Origin of the sequence: Arthrobacter sp. NPDC058288 (assembly GCF_042880995.1) — a bacterium.
Classification (GTDB): Bacteria; Actinomycetota; Actinomycetes; order Actinomycetales; family Micrococcaceae; genus Arthrobacter.
Map to the genome: position 1 here is coordinate 286,215 of NZ_JBHVYH010000003.1, position 21,832 is coordinate 308,046.

Sequence of the window (21,832 nt, forward strand, 5' to 3'; positions counted from 1 at the left end):
CGGGATCGACTGCGGTCCCCGGAAAGCAGCCGACTCTCCATCGGTCAATGCTGGAAAAGAAGTCTCATCCATTGACATTGGCTATTCCTTTATAAGTGCTGGTCCCGGCTGAGCCCGGGACCCGTCCATGATTGCACCGCGCACTGATTAGAGGATGCGGGAACCGCGAACGTTTCAAAAGCGTACAACGAGACCGTGCTATGTGTCTCTAGCTGTGTCCGAGTCGTGATGCTAAGCACGCGAGCTAATCCTCCACGAATTCCGCGGCCAGATGGATGTGGTTATCGGCCAGCCACACCGGATTGAAGGCCTTGCTCAGGTAGTTGCTGCCGGCGTCGGGCGCTATTGCCACCACCACAGAGCCGTGCGGCGCGGCGCGCGCGACCCTGAGTGCCGCAGCCACCGCAAGCCCGGACGAGGGCCCCAGGGACAGCCCCTCTTCGTTCAGCAGCCGGTGCTCCGTCGTGTACACCTCATTGTTGGGGATGCGCAGGAAGCGGTCCACAATGCCGCGATTGAAGATCTTGGGCCACTCGGCTTCCGGCCAGGAGTTGCCCACGCCGTCCACCAGGATCTCGCCCGGAGGGCCCCCGCTGTACACGGAACCAACAGGGTCCGCGGCGATCACCTCCACATGGCCGCCGGTCTTTTCCTTCAGGTACCGGCCGTTGCCGCTGATGGTGCCGCCGGTGCCGATCCCGGCCACGAAATGCGTCACTTTCCCGGACGTCTGCTGCCAGATTTCCGGCGCTGTCCCTTCGTAGTGGGCCAGCGGATTGGCCGGATTATCGAACTGCTGAGGCCGCCAGGCTCCCGGGTTTTCTGCCGTGATCCGGGCCGCGACGGCCCGTGCGTTCTCCGGCGACTCCGACGGCGCGGCCCAGTCCGTCACCACCACCCTGGCGCCATAACGGTGCAGCGCGGCGAGCTTCTCGGATGAGATGGTGTCCCCGGTGACCACCACCACGGGGTGTCCGGTGAGGGCACCGATCAGCGCCAGCCCGATCCCGGTGTTCCCGGAAGTGCTCTCCACAATGGTTGCCCCCGGCCGGAGCTCACCGCTGCGCTCAGCCGCGCGGACCATGCTCAGTGCTGTCCGGTCCTTGATGGAGCCGCCGGGGTTGTCGGATTCGAGCTTGACGTACACCGTACTGCCCAAGCCCTTGCCAAGGACGTCCAGCGGCACCAGCGGAGTGTTTCCCACCTGTGCCAGGACGGCGCCGGCATCTGCCGCAACATCAGCCTCCCGGACCGCGTGCCTGCCCGTCATGGTGCCCATCGCTGCCTTTCTGTGCTGCCGGCGGCATGGGGTCCCGGGCCGCCGATCAGGGCACTGTTTAGGCCGCTGCCGAGGAGGACGTCCAGCTCAGCGCGCGCCTCGTCCACGAGCGCCGCGGCCGGCAGGTGCCGGGCCAGCAGGCCGGAAAGGCTGTCGACGACGGCGGCCGTCCCTTGTCCCAGCGGTCGCACCGCCCGCGCTTCCGCCCCGCCCAGCAGGTACGCCGCTGTCAGCGCCTCGATGGCGAGCAGCTTCCCGGCAGCATCGACGGAACGCTCCAGCTGCTGGAGTGCCAGCGGCGCCAGCGTGGAGTGATCTTCGACGTCGGCGGACAGCGTGGGCGCACCGAGTGTTGCCGGCGCCGCCAGGAATTTGAGCTCGGACAGCAGGCCGGCGGCCGAATACCAGAGCAGCCCGGGCAGCTCTTCCGGCTCCAGCGGCGCTCCGTTCGTGGCAGCTTCGAGGTGCCGCTGGCGGATCCGCCGCTGCGGGGGGTAGAGCTTGGCGATCCGGCGTTCGCTGCTGATCCCGAGGTGGGCCAGTCCCAGGCGCAGCGCCTCGAAGGCCAGGGCCAGCTGCATGGGCTGGAAGTTGCCGCCGGAAACCATCCGCCCGGAGCCGATGTCTGTGAGGGGGTTGTCACCCCGACCGTTCAGCTCCACTTCCAAGGCATCTTCCAGGGCAGTGATCTGGCACCGGACGGCGCCGTGGGTCTGGGGTGCCGCCCGGAAGGAAAGGGCGTCCTGCACCGAAACCTCCCGCTCCGAGTCCTCCAGCCACCCGCCCTCGAGGAGCCGCAACACATGGGCCGCTGTGACCGCTTGCCCGTGCACGGCTTTGGCAGCCTGCACAGCCGGTGAAAACGGGCTGAGGTTGCCGCCGCCGTCGTGCCTTGCGGTCGCCTCAAGCGACAGCGCGAGCGCCGTGTCCGCAAGGTCGGCGAGCCGCAGGATGCGGTGCAGGACCAGCGCGCCGACGCCGATGGAATAGGAGTTGGAGCTGACCAGGGCCAGGGCTTCGCCGGGCGCCAGTTCCAGCGGAGCCAGCCCGGCGTCGGCCAGCGCCTGGCCGCCGGGCACCAGCTGCCCGTCCGACCCCACGGCCTGGCCCTCCCCGATGGCGACGGCGGCCACCGCGGCCAGCTGGGTGAGGTCGGCGGACCCTACGGATCCTTCGCGCGGGATGGCGGGGACCACGCCCCGGTTGAGCATGTCGGCATAGAAGCGGGCTGTTTCCGGCCGGACTCCGGAGCCGCCGCGGCTGAAGCCCACCAGCCGTGCCAGAATCACTGCCCGGACCTCATCAGCGCCCAGCAGGTCCCCCACGCCGCTGTTGTGGTACCGCACCACCTGCACCTGGTAGGCGAGGATCGACGTCTCCTCCACAGCGGTGTCGCGCCCGGAGCCGAGCAAAGTGTTGAGTCCGTAGACGCGGTGGCCGGAATCGATGGCCTGCTGCACCACCTCACGCGAGAGCCCGATCAGCTCCTGGGCGTCCACGCTCAGGACGAACTTCACGGCCGGATCGGCCGCGGCTTCAGCGATGTCCCTGGCGCGCAGGTGCGCCGTGCCGATCAGGAAGGTGCCGCTGCCGTCGCCCATGGCACTAGAAGTCCAGCAGGTTCCGGCGGAAGCCGCCGTCGCCATAGCTTGTCCGGAGCAGCCCGCGGCGCCGCAGCACCGGGGCCAGCCGGTCCAGCACGCCGTGAACCGTGGCCGGATCAACGAAGCCGGAGAACAGGAAGCCGTCCCCGCCCACCCGGACGCCGGTTTCCTCAAGGTAGTCGGCGATCTCCTCGACCGTGCCGATGATGCTGTCCCCCGCGCCGCCGCTGCGGGCCTGCAGGAGCTGGCGCAGCGTGGACCCGGGAGGGCCCGCCTTGGCGAAATGGTCCAGGGTGCCCTGGTTGCTGTTCGTGGTGAGCTCAGGGAGGGTGGCGTCGAGGTCGAACTGTTTGAAGTCGATCACGGAAAGGTAGGAGATGGAGTTCAGCTGGCTGTCGATGTCGCGCTGCGTCAGTTCCCGGCGCTGCTCCCGGAGCTCGTCGGCTTCGGCGCGGGAGCCCACCACGGCGGGCTTGAGGACATACAGCACCTTGACGTCGTCGGGGTTCCGCCCTGCCGCCGCCGCCTCGGCCCGGATCGAATCGCGGTAGGCCTTCATGCCGTCCGCTCCCCTGGCCAGGCCGATCGCGACGTCGGCGTTGCCGCCCGCGAATGCCTTGCCCCGCGGGGACGCCCCGGCCTGAACCAGGACGGGTTCCTCAGGCAGCGGCGCGGTGTTGAGCGGGCCCCGGACCTTGAAGAAGCGGCCGTTGTGGTTGATCGGGTGAACCTTCGTATGGTCCGCGAAGATCCCGGCGTCCGCATCCTCGACGATGGCGTCCGGATCCCAGCTGTGCCAGAGCTTGCGCACCACCTCCACGAATTCCTCCGCTTTTTCGTAGCGGAGGTCATGCTCGATCTGCTGGTCCAGCCCGTAGTTCTGCGCGGCCAGGTCGCTGCCGGAGGTCACCACGTTCCAGCCCAGCTGGCCGTTGGAGAAGTGCTGCAGGGTGGCCAGCAGGCGGGCCGCGGTGAACGGCGGGTAGAAGGACGCGCTCACCGTGGGAACAATGCCCAGGTGTTCCGTGGCGGAGAGCAGGTAGGGCACCAGGGCCAGCGGATCGTGTTTGGGCGCGAAGGACGCCTGCGCCAGCGACACTTCAGCGGTCCCGCCGTAGGTGTCCGGCACCGTGAGGGAATCCTCGATGATGAACAGGTCCAGCCCCGCACGTTCGAATTCCCGCACGGCGTGCTGGTAAACGGCGGGTTTCTTCCAGTCGTACCCGATGCCGTACCCCGGCGTGCCCCAGCCCTGAACGCCGAAACCGTGACCCACGAACCAACCGAAGTGCAGCATGGGACTGACTGTATTCCGGTTCGATTCGTTCATAGCTGCCTGATTTCATCCGGCGTTACGGCGGTTCATCTCCCGTCATTATCCTCCCGGCATGGACTTTTGTAACCGCAATATGGGGTCACTCACGGGGCACCGGAAACGCGGAGGCGGCGCCGCTTTCGGCTGTGTCCCGTTACGGAAGATGACGACGACGGCGGTGCGGGCCGCCGTCGTAAGTGTTACGTTTTTGGGGAGTAATGAGAACCGGCGCCAAGCCCTGACTGGCCGGTCGGCAACCCTCCTTCCGCGGCGGGGTGCCTCAGGTGAATACTCGGCATATCGATATTCGAGCTGCAAGCGTGAGAGAAGGAGATCCGTCGTGTCCGACGCACCCGCACCGCTGGCCCCGGCCGCCAACCCGGCCGCCGCTGACCAGGAACAACCGGCCCTGCCGCAGGAAAAGCTGGCCTACCGGCTCATCACCGGCCCCGACGACCGCTCCTTCTGCGAGCGCATCTCCGCGGCCCTTGCCGATGGCTATGTCCTGCACGGAGGCCCGGCGGCAACCTTCAACGGCACCAGCGTGATCGTGGCCCAGGCCGTGATCCTGCCAGCGGCCGTCGCCAGTTCGGACGCTGCAGTGGCAACCGCAGTGGACGAACTTGAGTTCGACGCCGATTTCCCGGGCGAAGGCTTCGAGGGCCACGCATGAGCTACGCCGGAGACCTGAGCCCGCAGGACGCCTGGGCCAAACTGGAGCAGGGCGCCGTCCTGGTGGATGTCCGCACCGAGGGCGAGTGGGCGCACATTGGCATCCCGGACACCAAGGCCACGGACAACGATCCCCTCTTCATCCAGTGGACCTTCCCCGGCGGCATCCCCAACCCGGATTTTGTCGACCAGCTGAAGCAGCAGGCCCCCGAGGACTCCGGCGTCGAACTGGTGTTCCTCTGCCGTTCCGGCGTACGGTCCGTCGCCGCGGCAATCGCCGCCACGCGGGCCGGGTTCACCGCATACAACGTCCTCGAAGGCTTTGAAGGGGAACCGGACCGTTTCGGCGAACGCACCGTCAACGGCTGGAAGAACCGCGGCCTGCCCACCAACCTCGGAAAGAACTAAGTGACCTTCAATCCCGACGCCGCCGGCTGGAGCCCCGACACCCAGGCTGTCCGCGGCGGACTTGACCGCACCAATTTCCAGGAAACCGCCGAGCCGATCTTCCTCAACTCGGGGTTCGTCTACGAATCCGCGGCAGCTGCCGAGCGGGCATTCACCGGCGAGGACGAACGGTTTGTCTACTCCCGCTACGGCAACCCGTCCGTCGCCACCTTCCAGGAACGCCTCCGGCTGCTTGAAGGCACGGAAGCGTGCTTTGCGACGGCGTCCGGCATGTCCGCCGTCTTCACGGCGCTGGGTGCCCTGCTGGCTGCCGGCGACCGGGTGGTTGCTGCCCGCTCACTGTTCGGCTCCTGCTTTGTGATCCTGAACGAGATCCTGCCCCGGTGGGGCGTCGAAACGGTGTTTGTGGACGGCCCGGACCTGGAACAGTGGCGCGCCGCCCTTTCGGAGCCGACGACGGCGGTCTTCTTCGAGTCGCCGTCCAACCCGATGCAGGAAATCGTGGACATCGCCGCGGTCAGCGAACTGGCGCACGCGGCAGGGGCGACCGTCGTCGTCGACAACGTCTTTGCCACTCCGCTGCTGCAGCGCTGCGGCGAGCTCGGCGCGGATGTGATTGTGTACTCCGGCACCAAGCACATCGACGGCCAGGGCCGCGTCCTGGGCGGCGCCATCCTCGGCACCAAGGAGTTCATCGAAGGCCCGGTCAAGCAGCTGATGCGCCACACCGGGCCTGCGCTTTCCGCCTTCAACGCCTGGGTGCTGACGAAGGGCTTGGAAACCATGGCGCTGCGCGTCAACCATTCCTCGGCCTCCGCGCTCCGCCTGGCCGAATGGCTGGAGAACCAGCCGGCGGTCAGCTGGGTCAAGTACCCGCTGCTGAAGTCCCACCCGCAGTATGAGCTGGCGGCCAAGCAGATGAAGGCCGGCGGCACCGTGCTGACGCTGGAGCTTTCGCCCTCAGGGGGCCGGAGCGCGAAGGAAGCAGCCTTTGCGCTGCTGGACGCGCTGCGGATCATCGACATTTCCAACAACCTTGGCGATGCCAAGACGCTCATCACCCACCCGGCCACCACGACGCACCGCGCCATGGGGCCGGAGGGCCGCGCGGCGATCGGGTTGAGCGACGGCGTGGTCCGGCTGTCCGTGGGACTCGAGGATGTTGACGACCTCATGCGCGACCTGGAGCAGGCGCTCAAGCAGATCTGAGGGACGGCTACCTGTTTCTTCCTGCCCCGCCGAACGTCAGGTGTCCAGTTCCCAGTGCAGGCGGATCGCTTCGGCTATCGGGCCGGCCGCAACGTCCACGGTGAAAGCCACGGGCGCGGTTCCGGTCTCTTCGATGACGGTGTCATGGTAGACGCGCCCGCATGCCGGGCACAGCGTGTAGAGGTCCTCGTCCCCCGGCCACTCGGCCAGCCCGGGCGGGACGGGAGTTCCCTCGCCAAGGTGCACGGGCATGCCTTCGGAGTTGGCCTGGATCAGCCCCTCGTCGCTGACGGTGTTTCCGCAGACGCAGGTGATGGTGGTGACATCGTGTCCCGTGACTGTTGCGTATTCGGTTTCCATGGCGCGCTCCGGGGTAGTAGGAACCTGTTCACGACTGGCGGACGCGCAACAGCACGGGCGCCTTCTCGCGCGCGGTGATGGCCTCGGTCCGGCGCATGCTCACGTCCACAGCGTGGGCGACCACTGCGGCCAGCCCGGCAGCGGCGTCCGAGGTCCTGGCAAGGCCTTCCTGCATGGCAACACGCTGTTGTTCCGAACCGGTCCCCCGGCCCAGGATTCTCCGCACGCCTTCCCGGGCAAGTTCCAACTCGTCCTGTTCCGCCAGGACTGGCGCCACATAGTCCACCAGCGCGTCCACCACTTCCTCTGCGGGAGCGGGACGGAACGTGCCGAAATCCAGAAGGTCTCCCCGGAGCCCGCAGTTGCTCGCCTGCCACGCGGCCATCCGCAGCAGCACCGTCGGCACGGGCGAGGGGTCCACACCGGCCCGCCATTCCCTGCTGGCCGATTCCACCAGGCCGCGCACCAGGACGGCGATCAGGGCGGCGTCCTCGGCCTGCAGGCAGACGTCCGCAACCCGGACTTCCACGGTGGGATGGTTGCGGGAAAGCCTCGCGTCAAAATAGATCATGCCTTCGTCAAGCAGCACGCCGCTGTCCAGCAGCCGGGTGACCACGCGGCGGTACATGGAGTGCGTCCCGAAGATCTGCGAGGGACCCGACGTCGGCCAGCGGTTCCAGGCCTGCGTGCGGTAACTCTCGAAGCCGGTTTCCACGCCGTTCCAGTACGGCGAGTTCGCGCTGAGCGCGGTGAGCACCGCCAGCTTGTCCCTGATCCGGTCGATGACGGCCACGCCTTCTTCCGGGGATTCGACGAAAGTGTGGACGTGGAACCCGCAGGTCAGCTGCTCGTGGACGGTGAGGCCAAAGCGCTCCTGCATGGTGGCATAGCGGGGATTCGGCGTGGTGTGCGTCGTGGAGGCAATCGGCGAAGTCGCCAGCGCGGCCACCCGCGCATTGTGCTTCTTCGCGGCGGTGTCCGCCAGGGCCCGGCCCTGGAGGATCTGGAGGAGCAGCTCCTCATAGTTCAGGCACGGGCGGGTTTGCGTTTCGATCTGCTCGAGTTTCAGTTCGGCAGTCAGTCCGGTGTCGTTGTCGTCACGGGTTGGATCGTGGGGGTCCGGGATCCGGGGTTTGTCCGGGGCATCGTCCGCAGCAAGCTTCCGCCCTGCCAGCAGGGCGTCCGCCAGCGCCAGCGGCTCCCCGGTCACGGGGTCCACAATCAGCAGCTCTTCCTCAACCCCGAAAGTTCGCATGCATACATTGTGCTCCTGTACGGCCCTGTACGACAGGCGCCGCAACGGCGCCTGTCGTACAGGGCAGGACGGGTCAGTCCTGGAAGTACTCGATTTTGGCGCCGATGGTGTTGAGCCGCTCGGCCAGGTCCTCGTACCCGCGCTCGATCACGTAGATGTTGCGCAGCTCGGACACCCCGCGGGCGGCCAGCATGGCCAGCAGGATGCATGCAGCGGGGCGCAGCGCCGGCGGGCAGCCCACCTCGGCGGCACGCCACCGCGTGGGTCCATTGACATAGATCCGGTGCGGATCCAGCAGCTGGACCCGGGCGCCCAGCTTGTTGAGCTCGGTCAGGTAGATGGCGCGGTTCTCATAGACCCAGTCGTGGATCATGGTCTGGCCTTCGGCATTGGCGGCAATGACGGCGAAGAAGGGCAGGTTGTCGATATTCAGGCCCGGGAACGGCATCGGGTGGATCTTGTCCGTGGGGGCATGCAATGCGGAGGGTTTGGTGGTGACGTCCACCAGCCGGGTGCGGCCGTTACGGGCGAAATACTCCCCGGAAATCTCGAGCTCCTGGCCCATCTGCTCCAGGGTGGCGAGTTCGATCTCCATGAACTCGATGGGAACCCGGCGGATGGTGACCTCGGAATTGGTCACGATGCCGGCGGTGATGAGGCTCATCGCTTCGATGGGGTCCTCCGACGGGAAGTATTCGATGTCGACGTCGATGGAGGGCACCCCGGTGATTTTCAGCGTGGTGGTCCCCACGCCGTCGATCTCCACGCCCAGGCCCTGCAGGTAGAAGCAGAGATCCTGGACCATGTAGTTGGGGCTTGCGTTGCGGATCACCGTGGTGCCGCGGCGGTGGGCGGCGGCCATAATGGCGTTTTCGGTGACCGTGTCGCCGCGTTCGCTCAGTACAAAGGTGCGGTTGTCGCCGTCGGCCGGCGGAGCCTGCACCGAATAGAAGCCCGAGGTGGCTTCCACGGACAGGCCGAACTGGCGCAGGGCCTGCATGTGCGGCTCCACGGTGCGGGTGCCCAGGTCGCAGCCGCCCGCGTACGGGAGCCGGTACTCCGCGGACTCGTCCAGGAGCGGTCCCAGCAGCATGATCACGCTGCGGGTGCGGCGGGCAGCCTCCACGTCCATGGAATCCAGGTCCAGGACGGCGGGGCGGCGGATCTGCAGGTCGTTGGCATTGAGCCAGGTGCATTCGACGCCGATGCTCGTGAGGACCTCCACGATCCGGTTCACTTCCTCGATCCGTGCCAGCCGGCGCAGCGTGGTGGTGCCGCGGTTGATGAGGCTGGCGCAGAGAAGGGCAACTCCGGCGTTCTTGCTGCTGTTGACGTCCACCGAACCGGACAGCGTGCGGCCGCCCTCCACCCGGAGGTGTGTCATCTGCGGCCGGCCCACTTTGACGATGCTGCGGCCAACAATGGCCTCGAGCCGCTGGATCATTTTGAGGCTGAGGTTCTGCTTGCCCTGTTCCATCCGGGCGATGGCGCTTTGGCTGGTGCCCAGCTCGGCCGCCAGCTGCCCCTGGGTCCAGCCCTTTTCGCCGCGGGCATCGCGGAGCAGCAGGCCAACGTGTTCAGCAGTCTCTTGAGTCATACAAGAAAAATATCACGCATGAGCTATTCGGGGGCGCGAAACGCCGCAAAGCGCTACCTAGCTCACAGAATATTCACCTCATGCGATATGCGGTGTGATAGCCGGCCGCTATTGCTGCCCGAGGAACACCATGTTCCACGTTCCCGCCGCAACGGCCGCACAGACCGCCACGGTGGCGATCAGCACACCGCCGAGAACCACCCAGATGTCCAGCGTGCTGTACGTGGACTCACGCGCCCAGGTCCGCTGCGCACCGCCAAACCCCCGAGCCTCCATAGTGACGGCCAGCCGTGAAGCCCGGCGCACGGCCTGGACCAGGAGTCCGAAGCTCTGCCCCAGCGTCGCCCGGAGGCGCTGCACCGGGCTCCCGTGCGAACCCACGCCGCGGGCGCGCCGGGCCATGCCGATTGTCTGCCATTCCTCGGCCATCAGCCCCACGAGCCGCATGGCGGCCAGCGTGCCCAGCACAAAGCGGTGCGGCAGCTTCGCTTTCTGGGCCAGGGCGTCGGCCAAGTCCGTGGGGTCCGTGCAGCTCATCAGCAGCACCGCGGGAAGGGCGATCGCCAGTCCCCGCAGCAGGAATCCCAGCCCGAGCTCCAGTGACCCTTCACTGATGGACCAGATGCCGACGTCGAGCAGTATCCTTCCGGCGTCCGGCGACAGGATCGAGGTGCTCCAACCGCCCAGTGCGGCCGCCAGGATCAGCGGCCAGCCACGCTGCCAGAGCAACGCGACGGTCAGTCCGGCCAGCGGAAAGAGCAGCAGCTCGAAGGCCAGCGCAACGGAGGCGGACACCCAGTCGATGGACAGCGCCAACACCACGGTCATCAGCATGACGACGGCGAACTTGGCCAGCGGATTGGCCCGGGTCAGCAGGGCGTGGTTGGCCTGGAGGGTCAGCGCTTCCCTCATGGTGCAGCCACCTCCGGGTTGCGCAGTCCGGACCGGCCGGGTTCTGGCGCGCCCAGTTTCAGCTCGGTGCCGCCCAGGACATCGCTGAACTCCTGGTCGTGGGTCACCGACACCACGGCGGTGCCGGCGTCGAGGAGTTCGGACAGGAAGGATGCGAGCTCGGCCCAGGTGTTGGCGTCCTGGCCGAATGTGGGCTCGTCGAGGATCAGCACGCGGGGATGTGCGGCCAGTACGGTGGCGACGGACAGCCGGCGCTTCTCCCCGCCGGAAAGCGTGTAGGGGTTCGCGTCCACCAGCTTGGTCAACCGGAGGCGCTCCAGGAGTTCGTCCACGCGGTCCTCGCCGTGGCCCAGGTGCCGCGGGCCGAACATCAGCTCATCCAGCACCCGGCCGGTGACGAACTGGTGCTCCGGCTCCTGGAACACGGTTCCGATCCGGGAGATCAGCTGCTCCGCCTTCCACTTGTACGGGTCAATGCCGGCGCCTTCGCTGAGGTCAAGCGTGGCGGAAACCGTCCCCGCCACCGGCTGGAGCAGCCCTGCGAGGGTCAGGGCAAACGTGGACTTTCCGGAACCGTTGGGCCCCGTGATGGTCAATGCCTGGCCCGCCCGGACCTGCGCGGTAATGCCGGACTGCACCGGGACCGGCGGGACGGCCTTGAAGCGCCGCCGGCGGGGGCGTTCGCGGGAGACTGCGAGGTTCTCCGCGGCCAGCAAGAGGTTCCCGGCCCCCGGATCTCCGTTGGCGCCGGAGGTCCCGGAGGCACCCGGCGCTCCCACGCCGTCCGGCTCCAGGGCTGCACCGGTTCGCGCCCGGGTGGCGGGAACGTATCCCGGCACCCAGACGCCTGCGGCAACGAGCATGTCCCGCGCCTGCGCCAGGACCTGGTCCGGGGGGCCGTCCAAGAGCACCGCGTTGTCCGTGGCGGATCCTGGCTGCAGCACCACGATCCGGTCCACAAGGTCTTTCCAAACGCCCACGCGGTGTTCCACCACCACCAGTGTTGCCCCGGTCTTGTCCAGGCACCGGCCCACGGCGTCGCGGACTTCCAGGACGCCCGCAGGGTCCAGGTTGGCAGTGGGCTCGTCGAGGAGCAGCAGTCCCGGGCGCATGGCGAGGATGCCGGCAAGCGCGAGGCGCTGCTTTTGGCCGCCGGACAGGGCCGACGTCGGGTGGTCCAGCGGCAGGTGGGCCAGTCCGACGTCGTCGAGCGCCGCTCCGACGCGCGTCCAGATGTCCGCGCGCGGGACGGCGAGGTTCTCTGCGCCGAAGGCGACGTCGTCCCCTACGCGGGAAAGGACCACCTGCGTCTCGGGGTCCTGCTGCATCAGGCCGGCGCGCCCGCGCTGCAAACGCGGCGGGGCGCCGTCGATCAGCAGGGTGCCGGTCTCGTCGGAGTCGTCGGCATCTGGCGTTCCGTCGTGGCGGGCTCCGGAGTCGCTGTCCCCGAGCACCCCGGCGAGTGCGTGCAGCAGCGTGGATTTGCCCGCTCCGGAAGGACCCAGCAGCAGCACGCGTTCGCCCGGCTGGATGTCCAGGTCCAGGCCCTGGACGGCAGGGAGGGGCCGGCCGGCATGCCGCCAGCCCCAGCCGCGCGCCGTAACCGCTGCCGGGCGGACGGTGTCGGAAGACGTCATGAGCAGTGTGCGTTCATCAGGAGAAGACGGGCTCCGTCGCTGCCTTGCGGGAGGCGAAGGAGCTCAGCACGCCGGTCCGGGCCAGGCCGCGGGTGGCGAGCCAGGACAGGCCTCCGGCGATGATGGCGCCCGAGATGGCCGTAAAGATGATGTAGGCCAGCTTGTCGCCGGCGGCGTAGGCGATGTTCCAACCCCACGGGGCGAACGAATCGTTCAGGCCGCAGAAGAGGCCTGCGGCGGCACCGGCCAGCAGCGAAACGGGCAGGTTGAACTTCCTGTAAACGAACACCGCGAAGATGATCTCCGCACCGAGCCCCTGCACGAAGCCGGAGAACAGCACGGAGGCACCATACTGCGACCCCATGATCAGCTCACCGGTGGCGGCCACTGTTTCGCAGAACAGGGCCGCTCCGGGCTTGCGGATGATCAGCATGCCCAGGACGGCGGGAATCATCCAGCCGCCTGCGATAAGGCCGGTCAGCGGCGGGTAGACGGCGTTCATGGGCGGCGAAACTGCGGCGGCCCCCTGGGACCAGGCCCAGAAGATGACACCACCGGCTACGGCGATCAACGCGGCAACCACGATGTCCACCACACGCCAGTTGTACTTGCTGTTGCCAAGCGTCTGCTTGGCCGTCATTCCAGTCATTTTCTTCCTCCTGAGGTACAGGAGGGGAGAGTGTTCCCCGGACCGTCCACGGCTTCCGCCGCCTGCTGCCGGACACTCTGAGAACTCGACTCCCTTGCGCCGGTACTAACCGGATCAGGTTCGAGGGTCTGCGGCTGTCCGCACTCTCAGCGCCCGCCTCCGGTTCCCTGGAATATTCCAGTGATGCCCGACGGCGACGCTCCCCTGTCGTATCAATTCGCCCTTTGTGGGCGTGGATCAGTTTACACCCGCGGACCCGCGAAATCCCGGTGCGGGTGTCACAATGCGCGGTGATCCGGGCGGGGTGATGCGGTTAGGCTAGGGGAAGCCCTGTTTCCGTCGTTTCCCACCTGTAAGGGGTACTGGAGTGAGTTTCTTCATCAAGCTGCTAGGAACCGGAGTGAGCCTGCTTGCCGGATTTGCCGGCACCAAGGCCGTTGACGTCGTCTGGGAAAAGATCACCGGCCGCAAGCCCCCGAAGGGCGACAAGGACGACGTCCCCACCACCCTGCGCAGCGCCCTGACCTTCGCACTGATCTCGGCGGCTGTCAGCGCCATCATCCAGGTCCTGGCCAACCGGGGCACCCAGCGTGCCATCACCCGCTTCGCCAAGAGCCAGGACATCGTTTAGTCCCACCCGGGAGAGTTTTTGTCCAGATAACGGGAGGTAATTGACCTCCAAGTCGCGATATCTGGACAAAAACTCCACCAGGGGTGGCGCCCCGGAACTTGCGGGCCGCCACTTAGGCTGCGCCGTCGTCGTCCTCGTCGGCGGCGCGCTTTTCTGATTCCTGCCTCGCGGCGGCCTTCTTGTCGGCTGCCTTCAGCACCACGGCCTCCAGTTCATCCGTGGTGAGCAGTTCCTTGTGCAGGTGCTTGGTGCGGTAGCCTGCCCGGCCCACCATGTGGGCGGACACCGGAACGGTGAGCACCTGGAAGATCCACGCCACGAACAACACGGGCCACACCCACCAGGTCCGCAGCTGCAGGCCCACCGAGGCCAGCAGCAGGAAGAGTCCCAGCACCTGGGGCTTCGTGGCGGCGTGCATCCTGCTCATCAGGTCGGGGAAGCGCAACAGGCCGATGGCCGCACCGAGGGACATCAGGGCGCCCACCACCATAAAGACGGCCGACACTGCATCAATGACTGTGTCCACGGCGGAGGGTTCAGGATTCATGGGGCTGCTCCCGCCGGTCGGCCACGAAGCGCGCCACGGTCACGGATCCAATGAACCCGATGATGGACAGCGCCACGAGCAGCATCAGGTTGTTCAGGTGCCCGTTGACGGCCATGTCAATGCAGAGCGTGGCACCGATGATGGCCAGCAGCACGTCAGAGGCCAGCACCCGGTCCAGCAGGGACGGGCCGATGGCGATCCGGACAATCGCCCCGGCTGCCGCCAGGGACAGGATCACGGCCGTTACGGTCAGGACGACGTCCATCATGCGCCCACCTCCTGTTTCAGTGCGGCCAGTTCCTCGCGGGTGCCCATAATCCTGATGAGTGCCGCCTCGGCATCCCGGACCTCTTTGCGCAGGTTCACAATGTCCTCTCCGCTCCGCACATTGAGTCCGTGGATATAGAGGGTGGACGTGGAGCGGTCCACTTCCACCACCAGCGAGCCCGGAATCAGCGAGATGACGTGGCCGGTGGCGGTCACCATGAGGTCCGAGTGGCTGCGCAGCTTGACGGCGACGACGGCGTTGGTCACCTTGGGCCCGCGGGCCAGCGCCAAGTACAGCACCTGGAAGCTGGCGGCCACCACTTTGCCCAGGAACACGATTGCGAACGGGACTGCCCGCACAATGCTGAAGCGGCCGCCCAGCTCCACCGGGGGCAGGTAGAAAAGCCGTGCCACCACAACGGCGATCAGCGCACCGAACAGCAGGTTACCGGGGCTGAAGTCCTGCCAGAGCGCGGCCCAGACGAACACCAGCCAGACCAGCAGGGGCAGTTCCTGCCGGATCGAGATCCGTCGCCGGTTCATTTCTTCCCCTCCTGCTGTGGGACCCCAGGCTGTCCAGGCTCAGGCTGCGCGATCGGGGGCACGGGGGCGTTTTCGCCCAGCACGGCCTGGATGTACGCGGACCGGTCCAGCATTTCCACGGCCGACTGGTCCGCCACCCGGAAGAGCGGCCCGGCAAAGACGGTGAGTGCCACGCCGAAGGCAACAAGGCCCAGGGTTGATCCCACCATGGTCCGCGGCAGCAGCGTGACGTTGCGCTTGCCCGCGCGGTCGCCCGTGTCGGAGTCCTCAGGAGCCGCCAGCAGCACAGGGTCCGGGTTCTCTGCGTCCTCGGGCTTGCGCCAGAACGCGCGGTTCCAGACACGGGCGACCGCCAGGAGCGTCAGCAGGCTGGTCACAACGCCGCCGATCACCAGGGCGTAGGCCAGCGGGGTGCCAAGCTGCACACCGGCCTGCAGCAGCCCGAGCTTGCCCAGGAAACCCGAGAACGGCGGGATGCCGGCCAGGTTCATGGCGGGGATGAAGAACAGCAGGGCCAGGATCGGGGACAGTTTGGCCAGGCCGGCGACGCGGTCGATCGACGAGCTTCCGCCGCGGCGTTCGATCAGGCCGGTGACCAGGAAGAGGCTGGTCTGGATGGTGATGTGGTGGGCCACGTAGAACACCGCAGCGCCAAGTCCGGCCACCGAGGACATCGCCAGCCCGAACACCATGTAGCCGATGTGGCTCACCAGGGTGAACGAGAGCAGACGCTTGATGTCGCTCTGGGCCAGCGCACCGAGGATTCCCACCACCATGGTCAGTAAGGCCGCCACCATCAGCGGCGTGTTCAGCGAGTCCCCCGGAAAGAGGAGCGTCTCGGTGCGCACCATGGCATAGACGCCCACCTTGGTCAGCAAGCCGGCGAACACCGCAGTGACGGGGGCTGGTGCCGTGGGGTAGGAGTCAGGCAGCCAGAAGGACAGCGGGAAGACAGCCGCCTTGATGCCGAAGGCCACCAGCAGCATCACGTGCAGCAGCATCCGCGTTCCGGGGTCCAGGTCCGCGAGCTTGACGGCAAGATCCGCCATGTTGATGGTTCCGGTGGCGCCGTAGATCATGGCGATGGCGATCAGGAACAGGACGGAGGACACCACGGAGACCACCACGTAGGTCACGCCGGCACGGATGCGGGGGCCGGTTCCGCCGAGGGTCATCAGCACGTAGCTTGCCGTCAGCAGGATCTCGAACCCCACGTAGAGGTTGAAGAGATCACCCGACAGGAAGGCGTTGGACACGCCGGCCACCAGGATCAGGTAGGTCGGGTGGAAGATCGACAGCGGCGCGTCCTGGTCGCCGTCGGCCATGCCCTGGCCGGTGGCGTACACCAGCACCGCGAGGCTGACCGTGGAGGAGACCACCAGCATCAGGGACGAGAACTGGTCCACCACCATCACGATGCCCCACGGCGGCAGCCAGCCGCCGATGTTGACGGCCGCGGTTCCGCCGTCCCAGACGGAAGCCAGCAGCACGCATTCGAGCAGGAGTGTCAGCGAGAGCAGCGTGATGCTGACGGCCCGCTGGGCCCGGGAGTGCCGGATCAGCACGAACGTCAGGGCGGCACCGAGGATGGGAAGTACGACGGCGAGCGGGGCAAAGCTTGCGATGTTCACTTCACGCCTCCTTCCGGGCCGGGAGTCACGTTTTGGGAGCCGGGCTGCTCTTCCGCAGCGGCGTCCTTGGCTTTGATCTTGCGGTCGCCGGCTTTCACGGTGGCCACGCCGCCTTCCGGGCGTCGGCCTGAAGTGCCGTGGCCTGGAACGTCGCCGGAGCCGCTACCGGCGGACAGGTCCGAATCACTGATGCCTTTGCCGTCCGAACCGATCATGGTCAGCGGGAATTCCGAGGTTTCCACCGGGATCTCGGAATCGTCCTCCGCGTCGAAACTGGGGGTTTCGGCAACGCGGATGTCCTCGACGTCGTCCTGGATCTCATCGCGGCGCGCCAGCACCCAGGTCCGGTAGATGATGCCCAGCATGAAAGCCGTCACCGCGAACGAGATCACGATCGATGTCAGGATCAGTGCCTGCGGGAGGGGGTCGTTGTAGTCGCGGGGGTCCGTGTCCTTGCTGAACATGGGTGCCAGGCCGGCGTAGCCGCCGGTGGCCAGGATCAGCAGGTTGGTGGCGTTGGCCAGCAGCATCAGGCCCAGCAGCACCCTGGTGAGGCTGCGTTCCATGATCAGGTAGATGCCGCAGGCATAGAGCGCGCCCATGACGGTCAGCAATGTCAGGTTGACGCTCATGCCTTCCCCCTCCCGGTGGTTTCGGCGGGAACTCCGTCCGGTTCCTGCCCTTCGGTCTCGCCCTCGGGGTCCTCTTCAAAGTGCTCATCGATTTCTGCTCCCAGGCTGCGCAGCACGTCCAGCACCAGACCCACCACCACGATGTAGACGCCGATGTCGAAGATGGTGGAGGTGACGAACTTGATGTCGCCGAACACCGGCAGCCACAGTTCGATGATGGCGCTCTGGAACACCTGGCCGCCCAGCAGGAGCGGCACCACTCCGGATGCCGCTGCCGTGGCCAGCCCGATTCCCAGGAGGGTCCCCGCACCCACGGGGGTGGCCTCCCGCAGTTCGAAGCGGCCGCCGGCAAGGTAGCGGATCGTCAGGGCGAGTCCCGCCGTCAGGCCGCCGGCGAAACCGCCGCCGGGAAGATTGTGCCCGGCAAGCAGGAGGTAGATGGAGAAGACGATCATCGAGTGGAACACCAGACGGGTGACCACTTCAAAGATGATGGAGCGGCGCTCGGGGGCCAGGGTGCGACCTGCCACGAGCCACGCGTCCCGGGTGGAGGCCGCAAACTTGCGGCTCAGGGCCAACGCGGCGCTGTCACGGGAGCTCTGGCCGGCTCCGGAGCGCCGGCCCACCGTCCCTTCTGCCACGGAGGAGGCGGCCCGGATGCCGTCTCCGCGCCCCCTAACAAAGATGAGGCTGGCCACGCCCGTGGCAGCCAGGGCCAGGACGGAGATCTCGCCGAAGGTATCCCACGCCCGGATGTCCACGAGGGTGACGTTGACGATGTTCAGTCCCCCGCCGCCTTCGTAGGCAAGCCGCGGGAACTCTAGGGCGACGGGCGTCGCGACCCGGGCGCCCATCGCGTAGATGGCCACGAAGATCATGGTGACTCCGAACGCCGCCCCGATGATCACGCGGATCACCCGGTACTTGCCGCCGGTGCGGTCGCGGAGTTCGGCCGGCAGGCTGCGCATGGCCAGGACAAACGCCACCAGGATGATGGTTTCCACCAGCATTTGGGTCAGGGCGAGGTCCGGTGCGCCCTGCAGTGCGAACATCAGGGCAATGCCGTAGCCGGTCACGGAGACCATCAGCACGGCGAGGAACCGCTTGTTTGCCCGCACGGCAGCCAGTGCCCCGATCACGATGCCGGCCCCGGCCACCAGTTGCAGCGGCGAATTGGGATCGATGAAGTACAGGCCGTCCGGCAGCGGCTTCCCGGCAATGAGGAGGGCGGTGAGCGGAAGCGCGAACGCCACGGTGAGGATCACCGCGAGGTAGAAGAACAGCGAACCACGCTGGGTGCGTCCCGTTACCCATACGGCAACGTCATCCAGCGCCCCGATGGTCATTTGGTAGGCGCGGTCGCCGTCCACCCACGCCGGTACCAGGCTCTGGCCTCTGGCGACCATGTTGCGGCCGTAGAACATTGCCAGGCCGAGCGCGAAAGTGATGGCCGTCAGGCCCAGCGCAGGCGTGAGGCCGTGCCACAGCGCGAGGTGGCCGGCGGCGGTGGCCGGATCACCGCCGTCGTGCACGAACTCCGCGGCGTACGGCTGGATCCAGCCGTCCACCGGCGCCGGCCACAGGCCGTAGACGATAGTGAGCAGGCTCAGCAGTGCCGGGGCGGCAAGGAAGGACGGCTTGATGGCCTTGAACGGTGTGGGCGCGATGCCCGGCTTCGACGCAAAGGCGCCCCACATAAAACGGGCACTGTAGGCGAAGGTAAGGATGGATCCAAGGACCAGCCCGGCCAGCACTACCAGCCCCCAGGGGCCGGCCGCATCACCGGACGTGCCGTAGTGCACGAAAGCCTCGAACACCGATTCCTTGGCCACGAAGCCTGCCAGCGGCGGGATGCCGGCCATCGAGGCGGCACCGATGGCCGCAACCACGGCCAGGGCACGCGAGGCCTTGTAGACGCCGGAGAGCTTGCGCAGATCGCGGGTTCCGGACTGGTGGTCGATGATCCCCACCACCAGGAACAGGGTGGCCTTGAAGAGCCCGTGGGCCAGGAGCAGCGCCAAACCGGCCAGTGCCGCGTCCGGTTTGCCGAGCCCCACCACCATGGTGAGGAATCCCAGCTGGCTCACCGTGCCGTAGGCCAGGATCAGCTTGATATCGGTCTGCCGCAGCGCCCTGTACCCGCCCACCAGCATGGTGGCCAGGCCCAGCCCCAGCACCATGGGCAGCCAGTACGCTGTTTCAGCGAACCCGGGCGCCAGCCGTGCCACGAGGTAGACGCCGGCCTTCACCATGGCAGCGGCGTGGAGGTATGCGCTCACGGGGGTGGGCGCCGCCATGGCTCCGGGGAGCCAGAAATGGAACGGGATCAGCGCGGACTTCGTCACGGCACCGATGAGGATCAGAACGACGGCGGCGGCCACGGCTCCCGCTGCCGGTCCGGCGGCCAGCCCGGGAGCCTGTTCCAGGATGGCCGATATCCGGTAGGTTCCGGCGCTGGAGCCCAGCATAATGAGGCCCACCAGCATGGCCAGGCCGCCCGCCGTGGTGACCATCAGGGCCTGCAGGGCCGAACGCCTGGCGGAGAGCCGGGTGCGTGCGTAGCCGATCAGCAGGTAGGACAGGACGGTGGTGAGTTCCCAGAAGATGAACATCAGGAGCAGGTCGTCGGCCGTGACCAGGCCGAACATCGCCCCGGCGAAGGCCAGGAGCTGGGCGCCGAAACCGCCCAGGTTGCTGTCCTTGTTCTTGAAGTAGCGCGCACAGTAGACCAGCACCAGGGCACCCACGCCGAGCACCAGCAGTGACATGATCCAGGCCAGCGGGTCCATCCGGAACGCCAGCTCGATCTTGAGTTCCGGGATCCAGGGAAGAATCTCGGTGACGGCGCTGCCCGTGAAGGGTGGCGTTGCGGAGGCTTGGCCCGAGGCTCCCTGGTACACGGCGTCGCGCTGCAGGAGCAGCCAGACGAATGAGCCGGCGGGGACCGCAGCCAGCGCGTAGAACGTATTCCTGCGGAACCTCCGGAAGAAGAACGGCGCCACGGCAGCCACCGCGAAATGCACGGCAAGGACTGTGATCACTGGTATCTCCGCAACGTCAGGAATTCGATTGTCAAAAGTTGGAGCAGGCGGTCATTCGTCAGGTTCGGTGCACACAGTTTATCAAGCGGATGCAAACACTTTTGCCACCCGCCCGGGCGTCGCGGGGCGGATTCCCCGCGACGCCGGGGAGTTTCCACCCCCTGTTCACTCGCCGTTGCAAATGGTTCGTCGTATCGCCAGGGCCGGATAGCATTCAGCCTATGAACCCCGTCACCGCTTCCGCGGCTACGCAGCCCCCGTCCGAACTGGAGTCCGGAACGTTGGCCACCAGCAAGGGCAAAGTCCTCGCGTGGGCCGCCTGGGACTGGGGTTCGGCGGCTTTCAATGCCGTGATGACCACCTTCGTGTTCACGGTGTACCTGACCTCCAACGCCTTCGGCGGCGAGGACCAGGCGTCGGCGGTGCTCGGCGGTGCGCTGGCGATTGCGGGGGCGGCCATCGCCCTGCTGGCGCCGGTGACGGGCCAGCGCTCGGACACCGGCGGCCGCCGGAAACTGTGGCTGGGCGTCAACACGGCCGCCGTCGCGGTTTTGACCGGATTGTGCTTTTTTGTGTTTCCGCGGCCGGAGTTCCTGCTGCTGGGCGTCACGCTCATCGCCCTCGGCAACGTCTTCTTCGAATTCGCCGGGGTGAACTACAACGCCATGCTGGCGCAGATTTCCACTCCAAAGAACATCGGCAAGGTCAGCGGCTTCGGCTGGGGCATGGGATACCTGGGCGGCATCGTCGCCCTGCTGATCGTGCTGCAGCTGTTCGTCCAGCCGGGCTTTGCGTGGTTCGGGGCGTCCACCGAAGACAGCCTCAATATCCGCCTCGTGGCGGTGTTCTCTGCCCTCTGGTTCTTCGTCTTTGCGTTGCCAGTCCTGTTCGCCGTACCCGAGCTGCCCCGGCCGCAGCGGGCCGCCAAGCTGGGATTCCTGGCTTCCTACGGCTTGCTGGTACGCCGCATCAAGGCGATCTACCGGACCAGCCCGCACACCATCTTCTTCCTCCTGGCCAGCGCTATCTTCCGCGACGGCCTGGCCGCCGTCTTTACCTTTGGCGGGATCATCGCTGCGGGAACCTTCGGCTTCGAACTGAAGGAAGTCATCTTCTTCGCCATCTTCGGCAACATCGTTGCGGCTGTGGGAGCCATGATCGGCGGCTTCCTGGACGATCGGATCGGGCCGAAAGCCGTCATCATCGGCTCGCTTGCCGGCCTGCTGATTGCGGGAACCGTCATTCTGGTCCTGGGCAACGGCAGCTACGTCTTCTTCGGCCAGGCCTGGGCGGGCACCACCACGTTCTGGGTCTTCGGGCTGTTCCTGTGCCTCTTCGTTGGGCCCGCCCAGTCCTCCTCCCGCGCCTACCTTGCCCGGCTGGCGCCGCATGGCGAATCCGGCGAGCTCTTTGGCCTGTACGCCACCACCGGCCGCGCGGTCAGTTTCCTGGCACCGACACTTTTCACCCTCTGCATTGCGGTGGCGGCGCCGCTTGTGGCGCCTGGTGAAGCCCAGCGCTGGGGCATCCTCGGCATCATGGTGGTGCTGCTGGCCGGGCTGCTGGTGCTGCTGCCGGTCAAGGCGCCCGGAAAGGTCGAGATCGCCGTGGTTCCCGCGGCCTGAACGTCCGGCCGGCAATTC

General features: G+C 67.0%; 20 protein-coding genes and 2 riboswitches. Of the genes, 5 read left to right on the top strand and 15 right to left on the bottom strand.

Translation table 11 applies throughout. From position 1 onward, the window contains the following. Window positions 1–244: 244 nt before the first annotated feature. Genes ACFVWT_RS12330 through ACFVWT_RS12340 form a run of 3 tightly spaced genes read right to left on the bottom strand, consistent with a single transcriptional unit; the run spans window position 245 to window position 4,180 of the window. Entirely contained in the window at window positions 245–1,270 is a 1,026-nt protein-coding gene (locus tag ACFVWT_RS12330; protein ID WP_390248206.1) for a PLP-dependent cysteine synthase family protein, read from the bottom strand. After that, window positions 1,267–2,880 (bottom strand): aromatic amino acid ammonia-lyase, encoded by a 1,614-nt coding sequence (locus ACFVWT_RS12335; RefSeq protein ID WP_390248095.1) that lies wholly within the window; start codon window positions 2,878–2,880, stop codon window positions 1,267–1,269. The genes ACFVWT_RS12330 and ACFVWT_RS12335 overlap by 4 nt, the downstream gene beginning before the upstream one ends. A 4-nt stretch (window positions 2,881–2,884) precedes the next feature. Beyond that, complete coding sequence (locus ACFVWT_RS12340; RefSeq protein ID WP_390248096.1) at window positions 2,885–4,180, bottom strand: NtaA/DmoA family FMN-dependent monooxygenase; 1,296 nt, start codon at window positions 4,178–4,180, stop codon at window positions 2,885–2,887. Between the two features lie 232 nt (window positions 4,181–4,412). Beyond that, window positions 4,413–4,525: riboswitch (SAM riboswitch) on the top strand. A gap of 34 nt (window positions 4,526–4,559) precedes the next feature. Here ACFVWT_RS12340 and ACFVWT_RS12345 point away from each other — a divergent pair. The 3 genes from ACFVWT_RS12345 to ACFVWT_RS12355 are packed head-to-tail and all read left to right on the top strand — an operon-like array spanning window position 4,560 to window position 6,487. Continuing rightward, complete coding sequence (locus ACFVWT_RS12345; RefSeq protein WP_390248208.1) at window positions 4,560–4,871, top strand: DUF1737 domain-containing protein; 312 nt, start codon at window positions 4,560–4,562, stop codon at window positions 4,869–4,871. Further along, window positions 4,868–5,278 (top strand): rhodanese-like domain-containing protein, encoded by a 411-nt coding sequence (locus tag ACFVWT_RS12350; RefSeq protein WP_043485100.1) that lies wholly within the window; start codon window positions 4,868–4,870, stop codon window positions 5,276–5,278. Before ACFVWT_RS12345 ends, ACFVWT_RS12350 begins: the two co-directional genes overlap by 4 nt. Continuing rightward, window positions 5,279–6,487: an O-succinylhomoserine sulfhydrylase gene (locus tag ACFVWT_RS12355; protein ID WP_390248097.1), complete on the top strand. Its 1,209-nt coding sequence runs from the start codon at window positions 5,279–5,281 to the stop codon at window positions 6,485–6,487. A 36-nt stretch (window positions 6,488–6,523) separates the two neighbouring features. Here ACFVWT_RS12355 and ACFVWT_RS12360 read toward each other — a convergent pair whose 3' ends face one another. The 6 genes from ACFVWT_RS12360 to ACFVWT_RS12385 all read right to left on the bottom strand — a co-directional run bounded on the left by ACFVWT_RS12360 (window position 6,524) and on the right by ACFVWT_RS12385 (window position 12,897). Continuing rightward, complete coding sequence (locus tag ACFVWT_RS12360) at window positions 6,524–6,847, bottom strand: hypothetical protein (RefSeq protein WP_390248098.1); 324 nt, start codon at window positions 6,845–6,847, stop codon at window positions 6,524–6,526. 28 nt (window positions 6,848–6,875) lie between these two features. Next, window positions 6,876–8,102: a glutamate--cysteine ligase gene (locus ACFVWT_RS12365; protein WP_390248099.1), complete on the bottom strand. Its 1,227-nt coding sequence runs from the start codon at window positions 8,100–8,102 to the stop codon at window positions 6,876–6,878. Window positions 8,103–8,175: 73 nt separating this feature from the next. Continuing rightward, window positions 8,176–9,699: a UDP-N-acetylglucosamine 1-carboxyvinyltransferase gene (locus ACFVWT_RS12370; protein ID WP_390248100.1), complete on the bottom strand. Its 1,524-nt coding sequence runs from the start codon at window positions 9,697–9,699 to the stop codon at window positions 8,176–8,178. A 108-nt stretch (window positions 9,700–9,807) separates the two neighbouring features. Beyond that, complete coding sequence (locus ACFVWT_RS12375) at window positions 9,808–10,611, bottom strand: energy-coupling factor transporter transmembrane component T family protein (RefSeq protein ID WP_390248101.1); 804 nt, start codon at window positions 10,609–10,611, stop codon at window positions 9,808–9,810. Further along, a complete protein-coding gene (locus ACFVWT_RS12380) occupies window positions 10,608–12,248 on the bottom strand; it encodes an ABC transporter ATP-binding protein (protein ID WP_390248102.1) in 1,641 nt (546 codons plus the stop codon). The genes ACFVWT_RS12375 and ACFVWT_RS12380 overlap by 4 nt, the downstream gene beginning before the upstream one ends. A 16-nt stretch (window positions 12,249–12,264) precedes the next feature. Next, window positions 12,265–12,897 (bottom strand): ECF transporter S component, encoded by a 633-nt coding sequence (locus tag ACFVWT_RS12385; RefSeq protein WP_390248103.1) that lies wholly within the window; start codon window positions 12,895–12,897, stop codon window positions 12,265–12,267. A 73-nt stretch (window positions 12,898–12,970) separates the two neighbouring features. Continuing rightward, window positions 12,971–13,113, bottom strand: a riboswitch (TPP riboswitch). A gap of 151 nt (window positions 13,114–13,264) precedes the next feature. Between ACFVWT_RS12385 and ACFVWT_RS12390 the strand changes: the two genes are divergently transcribed. Next, window positions 13,265–13,528 carry a DUF4235 domain-containing protein gene (locus ACFVWT_RS12390; RefSeq protein ID WP_011693690.1) on the top strand — a complete coding sequence of 88 codons (264 nt, stop codon included), beginning with the start codon at window positions 13,265–13,267 and terminating at the stop codon, window positions 13,526–13,528. Between the two features lie 112 nt (window positions 13,529–13,640). Here the strand turns inward: ACFVWT_RS12390 and mnhG are convergent, their stop codons facing one another. From mnhG to ACFVWT_RS12420, 6 genes are read right to left on the bottom strand one after another with little or no spacing between them, the layout of a single operon-like run. Next, a complete protein-coding gene (gene mnhG, locus ACFVWT_RS12395) occupies window positions 13,641–14,075 on the bottom strand; it encodes a monovalent cation/H(+) antiporter subunit G (RefSeq protein WP_390248104.1) in 435 nt (144 codons plus the stop codon). Beyond that, on the bottom strand, window positions 14,065–14,343 hold the full coding sequence (locus ACFVWT_RS12400; RefSeq protein WP_390248105.1) for a monovalent cation/H+ antiporter complex subunit F: 279 nt from the start codon (window positions 14,341–14,343) through the stop codon (window positions 14,065–14,067). Before ACFVWT_RS12400 ends, mnhG begins: the two co-directional genes overlap by 11 nt. Further along, window positions 14,340–14,885, bottom strand: a complete 546-nt coding sequence (locus ACFVWT_RS12405; protein ID WP_390248106.1) for a Na+/H+ antiporter subunit E — start codon at window positions 14,883–14,885, stop codon at window positions 14,340–14,342. The genes ACFVWT_RS12400 and ACFVWT_RS12405 overlap by 4 nt, the downstream gene beginning before the upstream one ends. After that, complete coding sequence (locus ACFVWT_RS12410) at window positions 14,882–16,516, bottom strand: Na+/H+ antiporter subunit D (RefSeq protein WP_390248107.1); 1,635 nt, start codon at window positions 16,514–16,516, stop codon at window positions 14,882–14,884. The genes ACFVWT_RS12405 and ACFVWT_RS12410 overlap by 4 nt, the downstream gene beginning before the upstream one ends. Beyond that, window positions 16,513–17,148, bottom strand: a complete 636-nt coding sequence (locus tag ACFVWT_RS12415; RefSeq protein ID WP_390248108.1) for a Na(+)/H(+) antiporter subunit C — start codon at window positions 17,146–17,148, stop codon at window positions 16,513–16,515. Before ACFVWT_RS12415 ends, ACFVWT_RS12410 begins: the two co-directional genes overlap by 4 nt. Continuing rightward, window positions 17,145–20,189 (bottom strand): Na+/H+ antiporter subunit A, encoded by a 3,045-nt coding sequence (locus ACFVWT_RS12420; protein ID WP_390248109.1) that lies wholly within the window; start codon window positions 20,187–20,189, stop codon window positions 17,145–17,147. Before ACFVWT_RS12420 ends, ACFVWT_RS12415 begins: the two co-directional genes overlap by 4 nt. A 221-nt stretch (window positions 20,190–20,410) precedes the next feature. On the opposite strand from ACFVWT_RS12420, the gene ACFVWT_RS12425 reads away from it, so the two are divergent. Next, complete coding sequence (locus ACFVWT_RS12425; protein ID WP_390248111.1) at window positions 20,411–21,814, top strand: MFS transporter; 1,404 nt, start codon at window positions 20,411–20,413, stop codon at window positions 21,812–21,814. Window positions 21,815–21,832 lie beyond the last annotated feature (18 nt).

What these genes read in the sequence shown, in the direction of transcription:
- ACFVWT_RS12385 (WP_390248103.1), bottom strand. Translation starts at nt 12,897, where the DNA reads ATGACTGGAATGACGGCCAAGCAGACGCTTGGCAACAGCAAGTACAAC.
- mnhG (WP_390248104.1), bottom strand. Translation starts at nt 14,075, where the DNA reads ATGAATCCTGAACCCTCCGCCGTGGACACAGTCATTGATGCAGTGTCG.
- ACFVWT_RS12350 (WP_043485100.1), top strand. Translation starts at nt 4,868, where the DNA reads ATGAGCTACGCCGGAGACCTGAGCCCGCAGGACGCCTGGGCCAAACTG.
- ACFVWT_RS12330 (WP_390248206.1), bottom strand. Translation starts at nt 1,270, where the DNA reads ATGACGGGCAGGCACGCGGTCCGGGAGGCTGATGTTGCGGCAGATGCC.
- ACFVWT_RS12335 (WP_390248095.1), bottom strand. Translation starts at nt 2,880, where the DNA reads ATGGGCGACGGCAGCGGCACCTTCCTGATCGGCACGGCGCACCTGCGC.
- ACFVWT_RS12365 (WP_390248099.1), bottom strand. Translation starts at nt 8,102, where the DNA reads ATGCGAACTTTCGGGGTTGAGGAAGAGCTGCTGATTGTGGACCCCGTG.
- ACFVWT_RS12360 (WP_390248098.1), bottom strand. Translation starts at nt 6,847, where the DNA reads ATGGAAACCGAATACGCAACAGTCACGGGACACGATGTCACCACCATC.
- ACFVWT_RS12405 (WP_390248106.1), bottom strand. Translation starts at nt 14,885, where the DNA reads ATGAACCGGCGACGGATCTCGATCCGGCAGGAACTGCCCCTGCTGGTC.
- ACFVWT_RS12425 (WP_390248111.1), top strand. Translation starts at nt 20,411, where the DNA reads ATGAACCCCGTCACCGCTTCCGCGGCTACGCAGCCCCCGTCCGAACTG.
- ACFVWT_RS12400 (WP_390248105.1), bottom strand. Translation starts at nt 14,343, where the DNA reads ATGATGGACGTCGTCCTGACCGTAACGGCCGTGATCCTGTCCCTGGCG.
- ACFVWT_RS12340 (WP_390248096.1), bottom strand. Translation starts at nt 4,180, where the DNA reads ATGCTGCACTTCGGTTGGTTCGTGGGTCACGGTTTCGGCGTTCAGGGC.
- ACFVWT_RS12380 (WP_390248102.1), bottom strand. Translation starts at nt 12,248, where the DNA reads ATGACGTCTTCCGACACCGTCCGCCCGGCAGCGGTTACGGCGCGCGGC.
- ACFVWT_RS12370 (WP_390248100.1), bottom strand. Translation starts at nt 9,699, where the DNA reads ATGACTCAAGAGACTGCTGAACACGTTGGCCTGCTGCTCCGCGATGCC.
- ACFVWT_RS12375 (WP_390248101.1), bottom strand. Translation starts at nt 10,611, where the DNA reads ATGAGGGAAGCGCTGACCCTCCAGGCCAACCACGCCCTGCTGACCCGG.
- ACFVWT_RS12415 (WP_390248108.1), bottom strand. Translation starts at nt 17,148, where the DNA reads ATGAGCGTCAACCTGACATTGCTGACCGTCATGGGCGCGCTCTATGCC.